The organism is Streptomyces sp. NPDC031479, from assembly GCF_055581065.1.
Genome location: NZ_JBVIKC010000017.1, coordinates 1 through 16,944, shown reverse-complemented (window position 1 = coordinate 16,944; position 16,944 = coordinate 1). Strand labels below are relative to the sequence as shown.

The window sequence follows — 16,944 nt, the reverse complement described above, 5'->3', positions numbered from 1 at the left end:
TACCCGGTGGTCGGTACGACCATCCCGACCACCGGCCCCACACCCGTGCGGGAGCTCGCGGCCCCGTCCGTGCCGGGTCCCCGCCGCCCCACCGGCTGATCACCCCGCGCGTCCGGTGGATCTCGCCCCGGGCCGCCATGGCCTCGGCATCGCGCCGCAGGGGCACGGGGGATACCCCCGGTTCCCCGGCCGGCTCCGTCACCCGCACGCTGCCCGGGCCCGCACGATCGCGAGCACCCGCGCCTGCCACCGGTCGGTTGACATGTGCCCTCACGGCGTCCCCTGAGGTCGGGTCGGCCGGGCGGCGCCCGCGTACGACGCCCATGGTCGGCCAGGGCCGTTCACGCGTCGGCTACCCGTGGGAGGCCCCGGCCCGGCGCCCTGGAGCGCCCCGCCCGTCCGGGCCCCGCCCGTTCTCCCGTCACACGGTGTTCACGCCCGCCGGGCTCGAACACCGGGGCCGGCACGGCCTCTTGTGCCTAGACTGCGAACCGATTGATTGATCATGTATCGGACGAGCGTGGAGGCAGAACCCGCATGCGTTATCTCCCCCTGGGCAGTTCCGGACTGAAGGTCTCCGCCGTCGGCCTCGGCTGCAACAACTTCGGTGGCCGTCTCGACGCCCAGGCCACCCGCTCCGTCGTCGACGCCGCCCTCGACGCGGGCATCACCCTCCTCGACACCGCCGACATCTACGGTGGCGCCGGCGGCTCCGAGACCCACCTCGGGCAGGCCCTCAAGGGCCGCCGGGACCAGGTGGTCCTGGCCACCAAGTTCGGCTACGACGGCGTCGACATGGGCTACGGGCCCGCCGCCGGATCCCGGGGCGGCCGCGCCTACATCCGGCGCGCCGTCGAGGAGTCCCTGCGCCGCCTGGACACCGACCACATCGACCTCTACCAGCTGCACAGCCCCGACCCGGCCACCCCCATCGCGGAAACCCTCGCCGCGCTCACCGAGCTCGTCACCGAGGGGAAGATCCGTTACATCGGGCACTCCAACCTCAGCGGGTGGCAGCTCGCGGAGGCCGCCCACGTGGCCCGCGAGACCGGCGCGGTCCCCTTCGTGTCGGCGCAGAACGAGTGGTCCCTGCTCCAGCGCTCCGCCGAGCGGGAACTGGTCCCGGCCGCCGTGCACTACGGCCTCGGCGTCCTGCCCTACTTCCCGCTGGCCAACGGCCTGCTCACCGGCAAGATCCGCCGGGGTGCCCCCGTCCCGGCCGGCTCCCGCCTGGAAGGGCGCGACTCCTACGTCACCGAGGAGCGCCTCGACACCGTCGAGGCCCTGGTGGCGATCGCGGAGAAGTACGGGCGCACCGTTCTGGAGCTCGCCATCGGCTGGCTCTCCGCCCGGCCCGGCTGCGCCTCCGTCATCGCCGGGGCCACCTCCGCCGAGCAGGTACGCGCCAACGCGGCGGTGGCCGACCGTCCGCTGGAAGACGGGCTGCTGGCCGAGATCGACGCCGTCGCGGGCCTCCCGGCCTGACGGCCACTCCGTGCGCCGGCCCCGGATCACCCGGGTGCCCGGCGCGCGCTGCGGGCCCCCGCCCGCCCCCTCCTGCACAGTGCCGGACAGAACGGGACCGCGACGACGACGGCGGCAGCGGCCCGGGACCGGAGGGAACGGAGCCAAGGTGGACAGGGCCAGGCGGGACTCGGCTGCGACGGACTCGGCTGCGAAGGACCGCGCTGCGAAGGACCGCGCTGCGACGCACACCGCCGAGGCGGACCGCGCTGCGCCGGACCGCGCCGAGGCGGAACGGGCCGGGACGGCCGGGGCCGGCGTGTACAGGGCCGAGGCCGCCAGGGCCAAGGCGACGGACATGGGACGGCGGACGGCCCTGGCGGCCCTCGGCGCGGCGGGGATGGCGGCGGCGACGGCGGCCACGGGCTTCGCCCCCGCCTCCGCCGCGAGCGCGGCGGCTCCCGCGCCGGACGCGGCACCCCGGGCCCGCCGTCGGACGGGGCCGCGCCCGCCAGCGGCGTGGTTCGGAGCCGAACTCCGCCGGATCCCCACCACCCGCAAGGTCGTGGCGCTCACCTTCAACGCCGCCTGGGACGAGGCCGGCATCGACGTCGTCCTGGCCGAGCTGCGTCGGCGTAGGCTGCCCGCCACCTTCTTCCCCACCGGCGCGTTCGCGCGGGCCCACCCCGCCGCCGTGCGGGCCATGGCCGCCGCGCACGGCCTCGGCAACCACTCGTACAGCCACCCGTACTTCGACGACCTCGACACCTCGGAGCGGCAGGAGGAGGTCCGCCGCGCCGACGCGGCGATCCGGGAGGCCTCAGGCGCCGAGCCGCTGCCGTTCTTCCGGTTCCCCTACAGCGAATCCACGGACGAGTCCGTAGCGGACGTCAACGACCTCGGCTTCGCGGTGATCGAGTTCACCACCGACACCAACGGGTACCTGGGCCCCGAGGGAGGGATGACCGTGGACCGGGTGGTCCGGCGTGCCGTCGACGCCCTCGCCCCCGGCGCCGTCCTGCAGATGCACGTCGGCAGCAGCAACGGCGACGGGGTCGTCCTCGACGCCCGGGCCCTGCCCCGGATCATCGACGCGGCGCAGGAGGCCGGCTACGGGATCACCGACCTCCGCGGCTTCCTCACCGACGCGGGCGGCGCGCCGGACTGACCCGGCGGCCCCTACCGACCCGGCGGCCCCTCACGACACGATGTCCTTGCGCGAGAACCCGCGGAACGCGAGGGCGAACAGCACCACCGCGTACGACACCGACACCACGGTCCCCTTGATCATCCCGCCCCATTCCAGCTGCGGCTGCAGGGCGTCGGCCCACGCGAACTGCCAGTGCGCGGGCAGGAACTCGCGCCACGACCCCAGGGCCGTCACCGCGTCGAGCACGTTCCCGACGATCGTCAGCCCCACGGCCCCGCCGACCGCGCCCAGCGGCGCGTCCGTCCGGGTCGACAGCCAGAACGCCAGCCCCGCCGTCACCAGCTGCGACACGAAGACGAAGGCGACGGCCAGCGCGAGGCGCGGCAGGGTGTCCGCGGCGGCCAGTGCCCCGCCCGTCGGCAGCTTCAGCGGCCCCCACCCGTACGCCGCCGTCCCCGCGGCCAGCGCCACCACCGGCAGCAGCACGATCGCGGCGAGGCTGAACGCCAGCGCCACCACCAGCTTGCTCCACAGCAGCCGAGCCCGCGGTACCGGCGAGGCCAGCAGGTAGCGCAGCGAGGACCAGCCGGCCTCCGAGGCCACCGTGTCCCCGCAGAACAGCGCCACCGGCACCACCAGCAGGAAGCCGGCCGACACGAACAGGCAGGTCGCCGCGAAGTTCGCGCCCGACGCCGTCGCGGTGTCGATCAGGCTGATCCGGCCGTTCCCGCCACCTGGACCGTCGTTCGGCCCGCCGCCCACCGCGAACGCGATGATCATGACGAAGGGCAGCGCGGCCAGCACCCCGCCCATCACCAGCGTCCGCCGCCTGCGCCACTGCCGCAGCGCCTCCACGCGCAACGGCAGTGTCCGCCCCGGCTCGTAGCCGGGCGCGGTCTCCTGGACGGCACTCATGCCGTACCTCCGATCAGGGTGAGGAAGGCGTCCTCCAGCCGGCGGTGGGGTCCCACCGCCGAGACCGGCACGTCCAGCCGTACGAGTTCGGCGATCAGGGCCGCGGGGGTCGCGCCGTCGAGCCGTACGAGGATCCCGCCGTCCCCGGCCACCGCCGAGGCCACGCCCTCCAGGGCCGCGACCTTCCCGACGACGGCCTCCTCCACCGCTCCCTCCACCGCGACGAGCAGGGTGTCCCCGCCGCCGGTGATCTCGGCGACCTCGCCCGCCCGCACCAGCCGGCCGCGGTCCATGACCACCAGGTGCGTGCAGGACTGCTCCACCTCGGACAACAGGTGGCTGGAGACGATGACCGTCCGGCCGCCCGCGGCGTAGCGGATCATCACGTCGCGCATCTCGCGGATCTGCGGCGGGTCCAGACCGTTGGTCGGCTCGTCGAGGATCAGCAGGTCCGGCATGCCCAGCATGGCCTGCGCGATGGCGAGCCGCTGCCGCATGCCCTGCGAGTAGGTGCGCACGGCTCGCTCCAGGGCGTCGCCCAGCCCGGCGATCTCCAGGGCCTCCGCCATGTGCGCGTCGCCCGCCGGCCGGCCGGTGGCCTGCCAGTACAGCTCCAGATTGGCCCGGCCCGTCAGGTGCGGCAGGAAACCGGCACCCTCCACGAACGCGCCGACGCGCGAGAGCACGGGCGCGCCGGGCCGGATCGGCTGCCCGAACACCCGGATCTCCCCGGCGTCCGGCGTGATCAGCCCCATCAGCATGCGCAGGGTGGTGGTCTTGCCGGCCCCGTTCGGTCCGAGCAGACCGAGCACCTGGCCCTTCTCCACCCGGAAGGAAAGGTCCCGCACCGCGTAGCGGTCCTGGGCCTTCGCGTACCGCTTCGTCAGCCCGGTGATGTCCAGTGGTACGTCGGCCAGCGCGGGTTCGGGCTGCGCTGCGCCCGCCCGCACCGCCGCGCGGCCCCCGCCGGTGCGCCGGATCCCGAGCAGCCCCGCGGCCACCGCCAGCGCGCCGAGCGGCAGCCACCAGGTCCAGGAGGGCAGGCCGGCCGCCGCCGTGCGGACCCCGTCGGCGACGGGCACGGCCAGCGGCCCCTGCGCCGAGACCGAGTACACGGCCGGAGCGGCGGGGGAGGCGTACCCGAGGTCGGTGGCGGCGATCACCACCCGCAGCCGGTGCCCCGCCTGGACGGAGTGGTCGATCGCCGGGAAACGCAGCGACACCTTCCGGCCCTGCCCGGCGTCCTCCACCCGTACGGGGGCGACCAGCTGACCGGGCAGCACCTGCTGACGGCCGTCGGGCCCGACGTCGTACACCTTGGCGAACAGGACCGCGGATCCGTCCGCGGCCGTCGACCTCACGTTCAGGGTGAGGGTCGGGGTGCCGGTGACCCGCAGTTCCTCCGTCAGCGGCTCCGAATCGAACCGGGCGTTCTGCCCCGGGAAGTCCAGCGACAGCCCGGCGCCGAGGGCGGCGAACTGCCCGCCGATGCCGGGCAGCGAGGAGAGCGCGGGCGGGGCGCCGCCCGCCGGATTCGCGAAGGTCTGCTCCCGCCCGGACAGCGCGAAGGGGCGCGGGGCCGAGGTCAGGCCGGGGTAGCGGTCGGAGCTCGCGCCCCGCAGTTTGACCTGCCCGTCGGTGGAGTCGACGCCGCCGGAGCGCGAGACCCGGAAGGCCGGGCCGGTGTCCGCGGTCGGGTCGCCCTTCAGGTGGCGGTCGAACCAGGCCGTCACCCGGGCCTCGACGCGGCCCGACTCGCGCATGCCGCCGTCGTGTCCGCCGGCCGCCCAGTCCACCGAGACGGGGGCGCCGTTCGCCGCGATGGTCCGGGCCATGGAGTCGGCCTGGTCCAGCGGGAAGAGGGAGTCGTCCTGGCCCTGCACGATCAGGGTGGGCACCTTGATCCGGTCGCCCACCGCCGAGGGGCTGCGCCGCTCCAGCAGCTCGCGCGCCTCGGCATCCGGCTTCCCGGCCACCGCGACGCGCTCGTACATGGCGCACAGCTGCGGCTCGAACCGGCCGCAGCCGGGCGCCGCCGCAGCGGGCGGACCGGCGTTCGCGGCCGCCGGCTGGAGGCCGCCCGCGGCACCGGTGGTGAAGAAGATCCCGGCCCACAGCTTCTTGAAGACGCCCTGCGGGAACAGGGCGTCCGCGAGGTTCCAGTACGTGATCTGCGGGGCGATGGCGTCCACCCGCCGGTCGTGGCCGGCGGCCAGCAGGGCGATGGCCCCGCCGTACGAGGCCCCGGCCACGCCCACGCGCGGGTCGCCGTCGGCGTCCAGGCGCACCTCGGGCCTGCGGGCCAGCCAGTCGATCAGTGCGGAGACGTCCTTCACCTCGTGCTCGGGATCGTTCAGCCCGATCTTGCCGCCGGAGCGGCCGAAGCCGCGCGCCGACCAGGTCATGACGGCGTACCCGTTGCGGGCCAGCCGCTCCGCCTGGGCCCGTACGTCGTCCTTGCTGCCGCCGAAACCGTGCCCGAGGAGTACCGCGGGGCGTCGCTCCCCGCCCTCCCCGGCCGTGAAGTAGGAGGTGTCGATCCCGGCGCCCGGCGGTTCCAGGCCCGGCACGTTCAGCATCTGGTCCTGGCGGTGCACGGCCGGCGCGTCCCCGGAGGCGGCGGCCGCCGTCCAGGTACCGGCGCCGGCCAGGACCGCGAGGGCGGCGGCGCCGGCGAGCAGGCGGTCGCGGCGCCGACGGGGCAGTCGTGGCTTCATACGGGAACACTAAAGCCAGAGATCGCCGTGCGCGGGCTCCCTCAGGGGGAGCCCCGCCCCTTCTCCAGGACTACACGGCCGGGCCCGGCCTACCGCGTCCGCGGTACGCGCCCCCGGTTCCGTGCGCGCGCCGCTGCCCCCGGCCGCACGGAGCCAGGACACCCGGCGACGCGGAACCGCCGCCCCGGCGACGCGGAGCCGTGGCACCCGCCCGCGCCGACCGCGGGCCCCGCCGCCGCGCGCGGGCCGCCCGCGCCTCCGACCTGCGTACCGGCCCGGGCGGCGGGAGGATGGGCCGCATGCTGCTGGCCGAGGTCGCGCGCGTGTCCCGGGAGGTCGCCGGGACCGCCGCCCGTTCCCGCAAGACCGGCCTGCTCGCGGAGGTGTTCGCGTCCGCCCCCGCCGAGGAGGTCGCCCTGGTCGTCTCCTACCTCTCCGGCCGCCTTCCCCAGGGCCGCCCGGGGGTCGGCTGGCGCACCCTGGGCCGGGACACGGCCCCGGCGCCGGGCCCCTCCCTGACCGTACGGGCCGTCGACGACGCCGTGTCCGCGCTGGCCGCGGTCGCGGGCCCCGGCGCGCAGGCGGAGCGTCGGCGGATCGTGGACGGCCTGCTGGGCGCCGCCACCGTCGAGGAACAGGCGTTCCTGCGCGGCCTGCTGTCCGGGGAGGTGCGCCAGGGGGCCCTGGACGCGGTGGCCCTGGAAGGCGTGGCCAAGGCCGCCGGGGTACCGGCCGCGGACCTGCGCCGGGCCGTGATGCTGGAGGGCTCGCTGCCCCGGGCGGCCGCGGCGGTACTGACCGCAGGGGCCGCGGCGCTGAGCGGGGTGACCCTGCGCGTCGGGCAACCCGTACGCCCGATGCTCGCCGGGACCGCGCGGTCGGTGGCCGACGCCCTCGTCGCGCTGGGGCCCTGCGCCGTGGAGGAGAAGCTCGACGGGATCCGCGTCCAGGTCCACCGGTCGGGGGACGAGGTGCGCATCCACACCCGCTCCCTCGACGAGATCACCGACCGGCTGCCGGAGGTGGTGGAACTGGCGCGGAGCCTGCCGGGGGAGAGGTTCATCCTCGACGGCGAGGTCATCGGTCAGGACGCCGACGGACGCCCCGTGCCCTTCCAGGAGATCGCGAGCCGGGTCGGCTCCCGGGTGGACGTCGCGGCGGCGCGGCGCGCCCTCCCGGTGCACGCGTACTTCTTCGACCTGCTGGCCCTCGGCGACCGGGTGCTGCTCGACCTGCCCGTCCGCGAACGCCACGCGGCCCTCGCCGCCCTGGTCCCCGAGGCCTCGCGGGTGCGCCGGCTGGTGGTGGACGATCCGGGCGCCCGTGCGGCCGAGGCCGAGGAGTTCCTGGCCGGGGCGCTGGGCCGGGGCCACGAGGGGGTCGTCGTCAAGGCGCTGGACTCGGTCTACGCGACCGGCCGGCGCGGCAAGCGCTGGCTGAAGGTCAAACCCGTGCACACCCTCGACCTGGTGGTGCTCGCCGCCGAGTGGGGCCACGGCCGCCGCACCGGCCTGCTGTCGAACCTGCACCTGGGCGCGCGGACCGCCGACGGCACGTACGCGATGCTGGGCAAGACCTTCAAGGGGCTGACGGACGAGATGCTGCGCTGGCAGACCGGGCGGCTGACCGAGCTGGCGCAGGGGGACGACGGCTTCACCGTCCGGGTCCGGCCGGAGCTGGTGGTGGAGATCGCCTACGACGGACTGCAGCGCTCCTCCCGCTACCCGGCCGGTGTCGCCCTGCGTTTCGCCCGTGTCCTGCGCCACCGGCCGGACAAGAGCGCCGAGCAGGCGGACACGGTGGAGACGGTCCTGGGGCAGGGAGGCGCCCGCACCACGTGAGGAGGGGCCGGACGGGGCGGTTTTGCCTCAGAGGCAAGAAAATTGCCAGCGGGGTAAGAATCTGACTCAATCAGGGGTATGAACCCCCGAGCCGAGGGCCCGGACCGCCACGACGACGGCCTGCCCGAAGACCTGCCCGCGGTCGCGCCGCAGCTGCGTGAACTGCGCCGACGCGCGGGCCTCACGCTGGAGGCCGCCGCGGCCAGGGCCAGGCTCTCGCCCGCGCACCTGTCCCGCCTGGAGACCGGACGGCGCCAGCCCTCGCTGCCGTTGCTGCTCGGGCTCGCCCGCACCTACGGTACGACGGTCTCCGAGCTGCTGGGTGAGAATCCGGCCGTCGCGGATCCCATCGTACGGGCCGGTGGTCCCGGGGCCCGCGAGGCCGACGGGTGGACGTACTGGCAGGCCGGCGGCTCCGGACGGGGGATGCAGGCGCTGCGCGTGCACGTGCCCCAGGGGCGCAGCCAGGGCGAGCTGGTCCGCGTCCACCCCGGGGAGGAGTGGCTGTACGTGCTCACCGGACAGCTGCGGCTGCACCTGGGGGAGACCGAGTACCTGCTGGAGCCGGGGGACAGCGCGCACTTCGACTCGCTCACCCCGCACCGGATCGCCGCGACGGGGCACGGCGGAGCCGAGCTGCTGTTCGTCCACACCCTGCTGCAGAGCAACCTCGCCGGGCTGTGCCTCGGCGGCGGCGCCACCACGCAGCACCGCTAGCCGAGGAGCCGTACCCATGACCAAGGAGGAGACCATGCCCACCACGTCCGAGGAGACCGCGGCCACGTCCGAGGCGACGGGCACCGGGGCCGAGGAGACCGGCACCACGGCCGGCACCGCGGCAACGACCGCTGCCGGGACCGCTGGCGGGACCACGGCCGGTACCGCCGCCGATACGCACGCCGGTACCGACGCCGCGGCCCAGCCGGCCGGTCTGCTGGGCCGCATCGAGTCGCGGTTCCCCCGAGGCCTGGTCATCCGGCTGGTCGCGTACCTCTTCGTCGGCCACCTCTTCGCCTTCTTCGTCTACCTCCTCTTCGTGCTGGGCGGCCAGAACCAGTAGCCGCGCCCCTCCGGGATCCCGCCGGGCACCGCCGGACGGCGCACCCAGCCGAGCACCAGCACGGAGGCCGCCGCGGCGAAGGCGCATCAGGTGGAGGCGAACTCCAGCCGCCACAGCGCCGCGCAGACCAGCGCCCCCGGCGGCCAGGACGGCGCCCGGCACCCGCAGCCGCCGGTCCCCGGCGAGCAGCAGCGCCCCGAGGGTGGCGTAGAGGTAGCCCGCCAGGACCAGCGGCACGTACGGCACGTCCACCCCGTACCCGACCAGGCGGCCCCGTACCTCGGCGGTCACCGGCCGCGTCGCGCGGCAGTACGCCAGGACCGCGGCGGTCCCGATCCCGACGGCCGCCGGCCCCCGGAGCCGCCGCGGGGCCCCGGGCCCGGCGGCGAGCAGCACCCCGAGCGACACCCGCACCGGCAGCACGGGCAGGGCGATCACCACCCAGGCCCTGGTGGCCGGACCGCAGCCGCCGCCCGCGTGCCGGACGGCTGCCTCGACCAGCTGGTGCGCGCCCAGCAGCAGCGGCAGCGCGGCGACGGGCAGGTCGCGGGCCCGCCGCACCCGGGCGAGGCACACCACCCCGACGGCGGTCACCACGGTGCCCGCCGTCAGGTCCGCGGCCGTGCTCCAGCACATGGCGGGCTCCCACCGGTCGGGTTCACGCGGGCGTCCGGACGGGTTCCCGGGAAGCGGCCGTCACCCCGCACCCCTGGACTCCTCACCCCCGGGCTCCTCACCCCCGGCCGCCACCGGGGGCTCCAGCGGCGGCGCACCGACCGGGCACTGCATGCGGCACTGCTGGTGGGGGTGGGGCTCCCCGGGAGCGGGGGAGCGTACGGTCGCCCACGCCAGGGCCGCCCCCACCAGCAGGGCCCCCGCGCACCAGGGCATGGCGCGGTCGAAGGCGGCGTCGAAGGCCTCCGCCGACAGGTAGGCGTCCGGGCCCATCCCCGCCAGCAACGGCAGCGCCGCCACCGCGAGGAGCCCGGCGGCCCGTGCGGCGGCGTTGTTGATGCCGCTGGCCAGGCCCGCCCGGCCCGGGTCCACCGAGGCCAGGACGGTCGCCGTCAGCGGAGCCACCAGGGTGACCATTCCGGAGCCCATCACCACCATGGCCGGCAGCACGTCCTGCACGTAGGAGGCGTCGGGGCCCACCCGCAGGGTCAGCAGCATTCCGGCCGCGCACAGCAGAGGGCCCACCGTGAGCGGGATCCGCGGTCCGATCCGCTCCCCGAGCGCGGCCGAGCGGGGCGACAGCAGCAGCATCAGCAGGGTGGCCGGGAGCAGCGCGGCCCCGGCGGCCAGTGCCGAGTAGCCGGACACCACCTGGAGCTGGAGCACGATGAGGAAGAAGAACCCGCCGAAGGCCGCGTAGACGCACAGGGTGACCAGGTTGACGGCGGTGAACAGCCGGGAGGCGAAGATGTCCGGCGGAACCATCGGATCCGCCCGCCGCCGTTCCACGAACACGAACGCGGCGCCCAGCAGGACCCCGCCCACCGCCGCGGCCACGACCAGCGCCGATCCGCTCCTGGCCTCGATCAGGGCGTAGGTGATCAGGGCCAGGGCCCCGGCGCCGAGCAGGGCGCCGGCCACGTCGAACCGCCCGTGCGCCGCCGGGTCCCGCGATTCCGGTACGTGTCTCAGCGCCACCGGCACGCACAGCGCGGCGACCGGCACGTTCAGCAGGAACACCCACCGCCAGCCCGGCCCGTCCACCAGCCACCCGCCGAGGAACGGCCCCACCGCGGCGCCCACCCCGCCGAACCCCGACCACAGGCCGATGGCGCGGGCCCGGTCGTCGCGGTGGATCGACGCCTGGATCAGCGCCAGCGAACCGGGCGTCAGCAGCGCGCCGCCGACGCCCTGGAAGGCGCGGGCGGCGATCAGCACTCCGGCGCCGGGCGCGAGCCCGCACACGAGTGAGCCCGCCGCGAACCACACCACCCCGAGCACGAAGATCCGGCGCCTCCCGAAGCGGTCGCCGAGCGCCCCGCCCACCAGGATCAGCCCGGCCAGGGTCAGCAGATAGGCGTTCACGGTCCACTGGAGCACCGCCATGTCGGCGCCGAGATCGACCCCGATGCGCGGGAGCGCCACGTTGACGACGGTCGAGTCCAGCAACGCCATGCTCGACCCGAGCACGGTGGCGAGCACGATCCACCGGCCCTGGGCGGACCGCAGCGGAACACCGGGCGCGGGTTCGGTCATGCCCCCAGGCTGGCGCGCCCCGCCCGGAAGGGCCACCCGGCGGGCACCTGCCGTGCGCGGACCGGAGGGAAGTCGGCCGGATAGGCCCTCTTGTGAGGGACATGACGACACGTTCACCATGATCCGCGCACGTCACGCGCACCCTTCCCGCACAACCACCACCCGGCGTACGAGGAGATCACACGTGGCCCGACGCAACCGACGACGATCCTTACGCGCGGCGCTCGCCGCCCTCACCTCCGTCCTGCTCCTGCCCCTCGGCGCGGGGGCCGCCGCCGCCGCCCCGGAACCGGGCCCCGCGCCGGGCGCCGCCGAGCGGAAGATCGAGCCGGCCCTCCGCGCGCAGCTCGACGGCTCCGGCAAGGCGGTCTTCTGGGTCTACCTCGACAGCGCCGCCGACCTGAGCGCCGCGCGGAATGCCCCGACCCGGACCGCCAAAGCAGAAACGGTTCTGCGGACCAAGCGGGACCACGCCGCGCGCACCCAGGCCGAGGTGCTCAAGGCCCTGGACGGAGCGAAGGCCGAGTACACCTCGTACTGGATCGTCAACGCGGTCCGCGTCGTCGGCACCCAGAAGCTGGCCGGGGCCCTCGCCCAGCGCCCCGAGGTCTCCCGCATCGACGCCGACGACCGGCTCTCCCTCCCCAAGCCCGCGGAGGGAACCCGCGAGAAGGCAGCCGCCGACGCCGTCGAGTGGAACGTCGACCGGATCAAGGCCCCACAGGTCTGGGACGGGCTCGGGGTGCGCGGGGAGGGCATCGTCGTCGCCAACATCGACAGCGGCGTCGACTACACCCACCCCGCCGTGAACAGCCAGTACCGCGGCAGGAAGGCGGACGGGACCTACGACCACAACTACAACTGGTTCGACCCCGCGGGCGTCTGCGCCGGCGCGGCGCCCTGCGACAACAACGACCACGGCACCCACACCATGGGCACCATGGTCGGCGACGACGGCGGCGCCAACAAGATCGGCGTGGCCCCCGGCGCCCGGTGGATCGCGGCCAAGGGCTGCGAGACCAACTCCTGCTCCGAGGCCTCCCTGCTCGCCTCCGGCCAGTGGATCGTCGCCCCCACCGACCTGAACGGCCAGAACCCGCGGCCCGACCTCGCCCCGCACGTCGTCAACAACTCGTGGGGCAGCTCCGCCCACGACGACTGGTACCAGCAGGTCGTCGACACCTGGCGCGCCGCCGGCATCTTCCCCGCCTTCTCCAACGGGAACGCCGGCCCCGGTTGCGCCACCAGCGGATCGCCCGGCGACTACGCGAACTCCTACAGTTCCGGCGCCTTCGACGTGAACGGCGCCATCGCCTCCTTCTCCTCGCGCGGCGCCGGCCCCGGCGGCATCGTCAAGCCGAACATCGCAGCCCCCGGCGTCAACGTCCGCTCCTCCGTCCCGGGCGGCGGCTACGAGGCCTTCTCCGGCACCTCCATGGCCTCCCCGCACACCGCCGCGACGGTGGCCCTGCTCTGGTCGGCCGCCCCCGCCCTCGAAGGCGACGTCGCACAGACCGAGGCGCTGCTCGACGGCACGGCCCAGGACACCGAAGCCGCCCAGTGCGGCGGCACCACCGCCGACAACAACGTCTTCGGCGAGGGCCGCCTCGACGCCCTGGCCGCGGTGAACGCCGCCCCGCGCGGCGCCGTCGGCGCCCTCGGCGGCACGGTCCGCACCGACGGTGGCGAGCCCGTCGCGGGCGCCAGGGTCAGCGCCCGCGGCCCGATCGACCGGACGGCCACCACCGCCGCCGACGGAAGCTACCGCTTCCCCGCCCTCTCGGTCGGCGCGTACGCGCTCACCGCCTCGAAGTTCGGCTACGGACAGCGCGAAGCCGCCGCCACGGTCACCGAGAACGCCACCGCCACCGGTGACTTCACCCTCACCCAGGCGCCCACCGGCAGGGTCACCGGCACCGTCTCCTCCGCCGCCGGGCCCGCCGCCGGCGCCTCCGTCACCATCGCGGACACCCCGGTGACCGCCACCGCCGACGCGCAGGGCCGCTTCGAGGTCACCCTGCCCCACGGCACCTACGACGTGAACGCCACCCACTCCTCGCGCTGCCTCACCGGCGGCACCGCCAAGGTCGCCGTCGCCGGGGACGCCACCGTCGCGGTCACCCTCCCCGAGCGCACCGACGGCTACGGCTACGCCTGCGCCGCCGCCGGCGACCGCCCCTACGCGGGCGGCGACCGGCAGCTCGCGCTGACCGGCGACAACACCACCGAGCGGGTCGACCTGCCCTTCCCCCTCCCGCTGTACGGGAAGACGTACGGTCAGGCCTGGATCGGCACCAACGGCACGGTCAGCTTCGGCGGCAACCACACCGGCGACACCAACGGGGACATCCCGAGCACCGCGACGCCCAACGCGGCCCTGTACCCCTTCTGGGACGACCTCGTCGTCGGCCCGGCCGGCAGCGGCTCGGGCGTCTTCACCGCCGTCACCGGCACCGCGCCGCACCGCAGTTACGTGATCGAGTGGCGCCGGGTGTCCCACTGGTCGGCGCAGGCCGACACCTTCTCCTTCTCCGCGGCCATCGGCGAGGACGGCAACGTCACCTACTCCTACAAGGGGACCGGCGGCACCGGCATCAAGGGCGGCTCTTCCGCCACCATCGGGGTGGAGAACGAGGCCGGCACCGACGCCTTCAGGTACTCCTTCAACACGCCCGCCATCGGCGACGGGCTGTCCATCGGCTTCCGGACCACCCGCAGCGGAGTCGTCACGGGCCGCGTGCTCGACGCCAACGACGGCGACGGCGTCGGCGGCGCCACCGTGACCGTCGGCAGCGGCGACACGGCCGTCTCCGCCACCACCGCGGCGGACGGCGGCTACGTGGTCCAGAGCCCCTCGGGCTCCCGCGGGCTCTCCGTGACCGCCCCGGCGTACGAGTCCGCGCAGGGCTCCGTCGAGGTCAAGGCGACCGACGTCACCCCGGTGACCCGGTCCCTGCGCACCGGCCGGGTGACCGCGGACCGGCCGGCCGTGGAGCTGGTCCTCCCCGCCGGCCAGAGCCGCACCCGGGGCCTCGACCTCACCAACCCCGGACTCGGCACCGCCTTCACGGTCTCCGAGGACGCGCCCTGGCTGACCGCGACCCCGGCGGACGGCACCCTCCCGACCGGCGGCAAGGCCACGCTCGCCCTGGCCGTGGACACGGCCGGACTCACCCCCAGCAGCGTCCTGACCACCGACCTGAAGATCACCTCGGCCAGCGGCCGGGCCCCCGTCCTCACCGTTCCCGTCAAGGTCGTGGTCCCGCGCTACCAGGCGGCCCTCGACGCGGGCTCCGACTACGCGGCCACCGACGCGGCCGGCGACCCCTGGTCCCCGGACCGCAAGTACACCCCGGGCTCGTACGGCTACCAGGGCGACGCCACGGTCCGCTCCACCGGGCACACCATCGCAGGAACCCCGGACCAGCGACTCTTCCGCAACGCCCGCGAGGGCATGTACGAGTACCGCTTCGACAACGTCCCGAACGGCACCTACACGGTGGAACTCGGCTTCGCCGAACTCTCCTCCACCCGCCCCGACAAGCGCGTCTTCGACGTCCTCGCCGAGGGCACGCAGGTCCTGCCCTCCCTGGACATCGCCCTGGAGGCGGGCACGTACACGGCCCTGACCAGGACCTACACGGTCAAGGTCACCGACGGCGTGCTGAACTTGCGCTTCGTCACCCACAACGGCTACGGCAAACCCCTGGTCAACACCCTCCGGGTGACGGACCGCCCCGACAAGGCCCCGGTATAGAACTGCCGGAAGTCGGTTCGGCATGGCAGGTCTCCGACCGTGACGGGGACCTGCCGTGCCCCCTGCGGCGCAACAGCAGCAGGACCGCTGGGCCCCATGACGTCTGGCGGTCCTGCGGCACGCCGATGCAGCCCCAGGACCCGTCGCCGGGCCGAGTACCACCAGTTACGAGTGCCTCGACGGATCGGGCGTCCCAGGGGCACGCCGGACGTGTTCCTGGCCGATCGACGTTCGAGCCCGTGTCGGGAGACCGTCAGCGGCTCGTCGGCGGATTCAGCGCCGCGGGTAGGACACCACCTTGTACGGGGCTTCGTCGTCATCCTCGTCGGACGCGATGTACACCGCCGCCCCGTTGAGGAGCACGGTCGGGATTTTGGTGCCGGAAGGCAGGGCGGTGACATTTCCCGAAGCGATCGCCAGGGTGACGGGGGCCTGCTCACCCCCCTGGGTGGTGGTGTGACCGTAGGCGGTGCCGTTGCGGTCGACGGAGACGAAGGCGGCGTCCTTGGTGGTGGAGCTGCCGATCGCGCAGGTTCCCCGGCCTCCGGCGAGGTCGAAGGCCAGCGGGCCGTAGACGAGGTAACGGTGGTCGGCGTCCACGGCCGGGTGGAAGGGGTCGCGCGCATTGGTTCCTGCGGGGCTGTCGGTAGCACAGGTGACCGACGCCTTGACCTTGCCCGTTGTCGCGTCGTGGACGGCCCAGACGCGGTTGGGACGACTGGTGAAGGCGGTGTCGTCATCAGCCGGCCAGCCGGCGATGATCAGGTCGTCCACGATCTGCAGGTCCTCGGCCGTCGATCCGGCGAAGGCCCCCGGCGGCATGTTGTCTGCCCCGTACCAGGCCCCGGGTACCCAAAAGGATGTGGTCTGGGGTCCCTGCATTCCCTGGATGAGCGGGCCTTGGGGTGTCAGCCCCGGCTGGTGCCCGCCGAGGTGGCAGCTGCCGCACACACTCGGGGCCGGGGCATCGTAGATGCTCTGGGTATAGCGGGTGACCTTCCCGGAGACCACGTCCATCGAGACGGGAAGCACCGTTGCACTCCCCGTACCCTCCTCGTGGTAGATCAGCCGGGTCCCTGAGACCCAGGGCAGACGGGTCTGTCCTATGGCACTCACGGGGAGGTCCATCGTGCGGGCCGGGCGAACCCCGGTGCCTGAGGCATCGGCCGGATACACCGCGGTCTGGATCGTCGGCTGACCCTTGTGCACGCTGTCCTCGCCGGGTCGTCCGGCGATCGAGATCGTCGCATAGTCCTTGCCGCCCACGGTGACCACCTGGGGTTCAGGCGCCTCATCCCGGACCGATTCGAACGGCCACCACGGCTGGGTGGACCACCGGACCGCTCCCGTGCGGGCGTCCTTGGCCGTCAGGACGTACCCGTTCGGTTCCTTGGCCGAGATGATGACCAGCTGGGTGGTGGGAGCCACAGCCGTCTTCACACGGGAGCCCGACGGTAACGCCCATCCCTTGGCGACGTCGAAGCCGTCAGGCACCGTCAGCCGAGGCACGGCAGCACTCGTCTCCGCTTCCCTGGAAGGCGTGTGCCGGTAGGACCCGTTGGCCGAACCCCCGCCCTGGCACGCCCCCACCGTGCCGACCATCATCACGACGGTCACGGCCCTGATCATTTTGCGCATCCAAACCATCCCTTCCGCCTTTCTGGGACTGGACGAAGAGACTAGGAGAGGCGGACGACTCATGGAATGCCAATGCCCAACGGCAGGCGTCGGCCCAGGGGGTGTCTGACGGATCTCCGCGGCGTCGCGACGCCCGGCACGCACTCTCGCCGCACCGACCGAAAGCCCAAGTACGTCCAGTACGCGGGCTT

The 16,944-nt window shown here is 74.4% G+C and carries 10 protein-coding genes and 1 pseudogene; 6 read left to right on the top strand and 5 right to left on the bottom strand.

Annotation, left to right across the window (positions count from 1 at the left end; all coding sequences use genetic code 11):
• The first annotated feature begins 537 nt into the window (after window positions 1-537).
• Window positions 538-1,485 (top strand): aldo/keto reductase, encoded by a 948-nt coding sequence (locus ACZ5D2_RS20285; protein WP_371675228.1) that lies wholly within the window; start codon window positions 538-540, stop codon window positions 1,483-1,485.
• Window positions 1,486-1,633: 148 nt separating this feature from the next.
• Window positions 1,634-2,632, top strand: coding sequence for a polysaccharide deacetylase family protein (locus tag ACZ5D2_RS20280; RefSeq protein WP_371675227.1), 999 nt, complete (start codon window positions 1,634-1,636; stop codon window positions 2,630-2,632).
• Between the two features lie 30 nt (window positions 2,633-2,662).
• Here ACZ5D2_RS20280 and ACZ5D2_RS20275 read toward each other — a convergent pair whose 3' ends face one another.
• Window positions 2,663-3,529, bottom strand: a complete 867-nt coding sequence (locus tag ACZ5D2_RS20275) for an ABC transporter permease (protein ID WP_371675226.1) — start codon at window positions 3,527-3,529, stop codon at window positions 2,663-2,665.
• Window positions 3,526-6,246 (bottom strand): alpha/beta fold hydrolase, encoded by a 2,721-nt coding sequence (locus tag ACZ5D2_RS20270; RefSeq protein WP_371675225.1) that lies wholly within the window; start codon window positions 6,244-6,246, stop codon window positions 3,526-3,528. The genes ACZ5D2_RS20275 and ACZ5D2_RS20270 overlap by 4 nt, the downstream gene beginning before the upstream one ends.
• Before the next feature lie 299 nt (window positions 6,247-6,545).
• Here ACZ5D2_RS20270 and ACZ5D2_RS20265 point away from each other — a divergent pair, with 299 nt between their 5' ends.
• The 3 genes from ACZ5D2_RS20265 (at window position 6,546) to ACZ5D2_RS20255 (ending at window position 9,147) form a co-directional block, all read left to right on the top strand.
• Window positions 6,546-8,087 (top strand): ATP-dependent DNA ligase, encoded by a 1,542-nt coding sequence (locus tag ACZ5D2_RS20265; RefSeq protein WP_371681077.1) that lies wholly within the window; start codon window positions 6,546-6,548, stop codon window positions 8,085-8,087.
• Between the two features lie 78 nt (window positions 8,088-8,165).
• Window positions 8,166-8,804, top strand: a complete 639-nt coding sequence (locus ACZ5D2_RS20260; protein ID WP_371675224.1) for a helix-turn-helix domain-containing protein — start codon at window positions 8,166-8,168, stop codon at window positions 8,802-8,804.
• A 16-nt stretch (window positions 8,805-8,820) separates the two neighbouring features.
• Window positions 8,821-9,147: a DUF6126 family protein gene (locus ACZ5D2_RS20255; RefSeq protein WP_371675223.1), complete on the top strand. Its 327-nt coding sequence runs from the start codon at window positions 8,821-8,823 to the stop codon at window positions 9,145-9,147.
• A 189-nt stretch (window positions 9,148-9,336) separates the two neighbouring features.
• Here the strand turns inward: ACZ5D2_RS20255 and ACZ5D2_RS20250 are convergent.
• Both ACZ5D2_RS20250 and ACZ5D2_RS20245 read right to left on the bottom strand, forming a co-directional pair.
• Window positions 9,337-9,783 (bottom strand): annotated as a pseudogene (locus ACZ5D2_RS20250) (DUF6629 family protein); the annotation flags it as partial.
• Window positions 9,784-9,843: 60 nt separating this feature from the next.
• The gene (locus ACZ5D2_RS20245; protein ID WP_371675222.1) at window positions 9,844-11,358 is read right to left on the bottom strand and encodes an MFS transporter; all 1,515 of its coding nucleotides are present in this window, start codon (window positions 11,356-11,358) and stop codon (window positions 9,844-9,846) included.
• Between the two features lie 184 nt (window positions 11,359-11,542).
• Between ACZ5D2_RS20245 and ACZ5D2_RS20240 the strand changes: the two genes are divergently transcribed.
• The gene (locus ACZ5D2_RS20240; protein WP_468930863.1) at window positions 11,543-15,115 is read left to right on the top strand and encodes a S8 family serine peptidase; all 3,573 of its coding nucleotides are present in this window, start codon (window positions 11,543-11,545) and stop codon (window positions 15,113-15,115) included.
• Between the two features lie 273 nt (window positions 15,116-15,388).
• Here ACZ5D2_RS20240 and ACZ5D2_RS20235 read toward each other — a convergent pair whose 3' ends face one another.
• The gene (locus ACZ5D2_RS20235) at window positions 15,389-16,732 is read right to left on the bottom strand and encodes a hypothetical protein (RefSeq protein WP_468930860.1); all 1,344 of its coding nucleotides are present in this window, start codon (window positions 16,730-16,732) and stop codon (window positions 15,389-15,391) included.
• Between the last annotated feature and the right edge of the window lie 212 nt (window positions 16,733-16,944).

Coding starts and splice junctions, on each gene's coding strand:
- ACZ5D2_RS20285 (WP_371675228.1), top strand. CDS start 538: ATGCGTTATCTCCCCCTGGGCAGTTCCGGACTGAAGGTCTCCGCCGTC.
- ACZ5D2_RS20275 (WP_371675226.1), bottom strand. CDS start 3,529: ATGAGTGCCGTCCAGGAGACCGCGCCCGGCTACGAGCCGGGGCGGACA.
- ACZ5D2_RS20255 (WP_371675223.1), top strand. CDS start 8,821: ATGACCAAGGAGGAGACCATGCCCACCACGTCCGAGGAGACCGCGGCC.
- ACZ5D2_RS20245 (WP_371675222.1), bottom strand. CDS start 11,358: ATGACCGAACCCGCGCCCGGTGTTCCGCTGCGGTCCGCCCAGGGCCGG.
- ACZ5D2_RS20265 (WP_371681077.1), top strand. CDS start 6,546: ATGCTGCTGGCCGAGGTCGCGCGCGTGTCCCGGGAGGTCGCCGGGACC.
- ACZ5D2_RS20270 (WP_371675225.1), bottom strand. CDS start 6,246: ATGAAGCCACGACTGCCCCGTCGGCGCCGCGACCGCCTGCTCGCCGGC.
- ACZ5D2_RS20260 (WP_371675224.1), top strand. CDS start 8,166: ATGAACCCCCGAGCCGAGGGCCCGGACCGCCACGACGACGGCCTGCCC.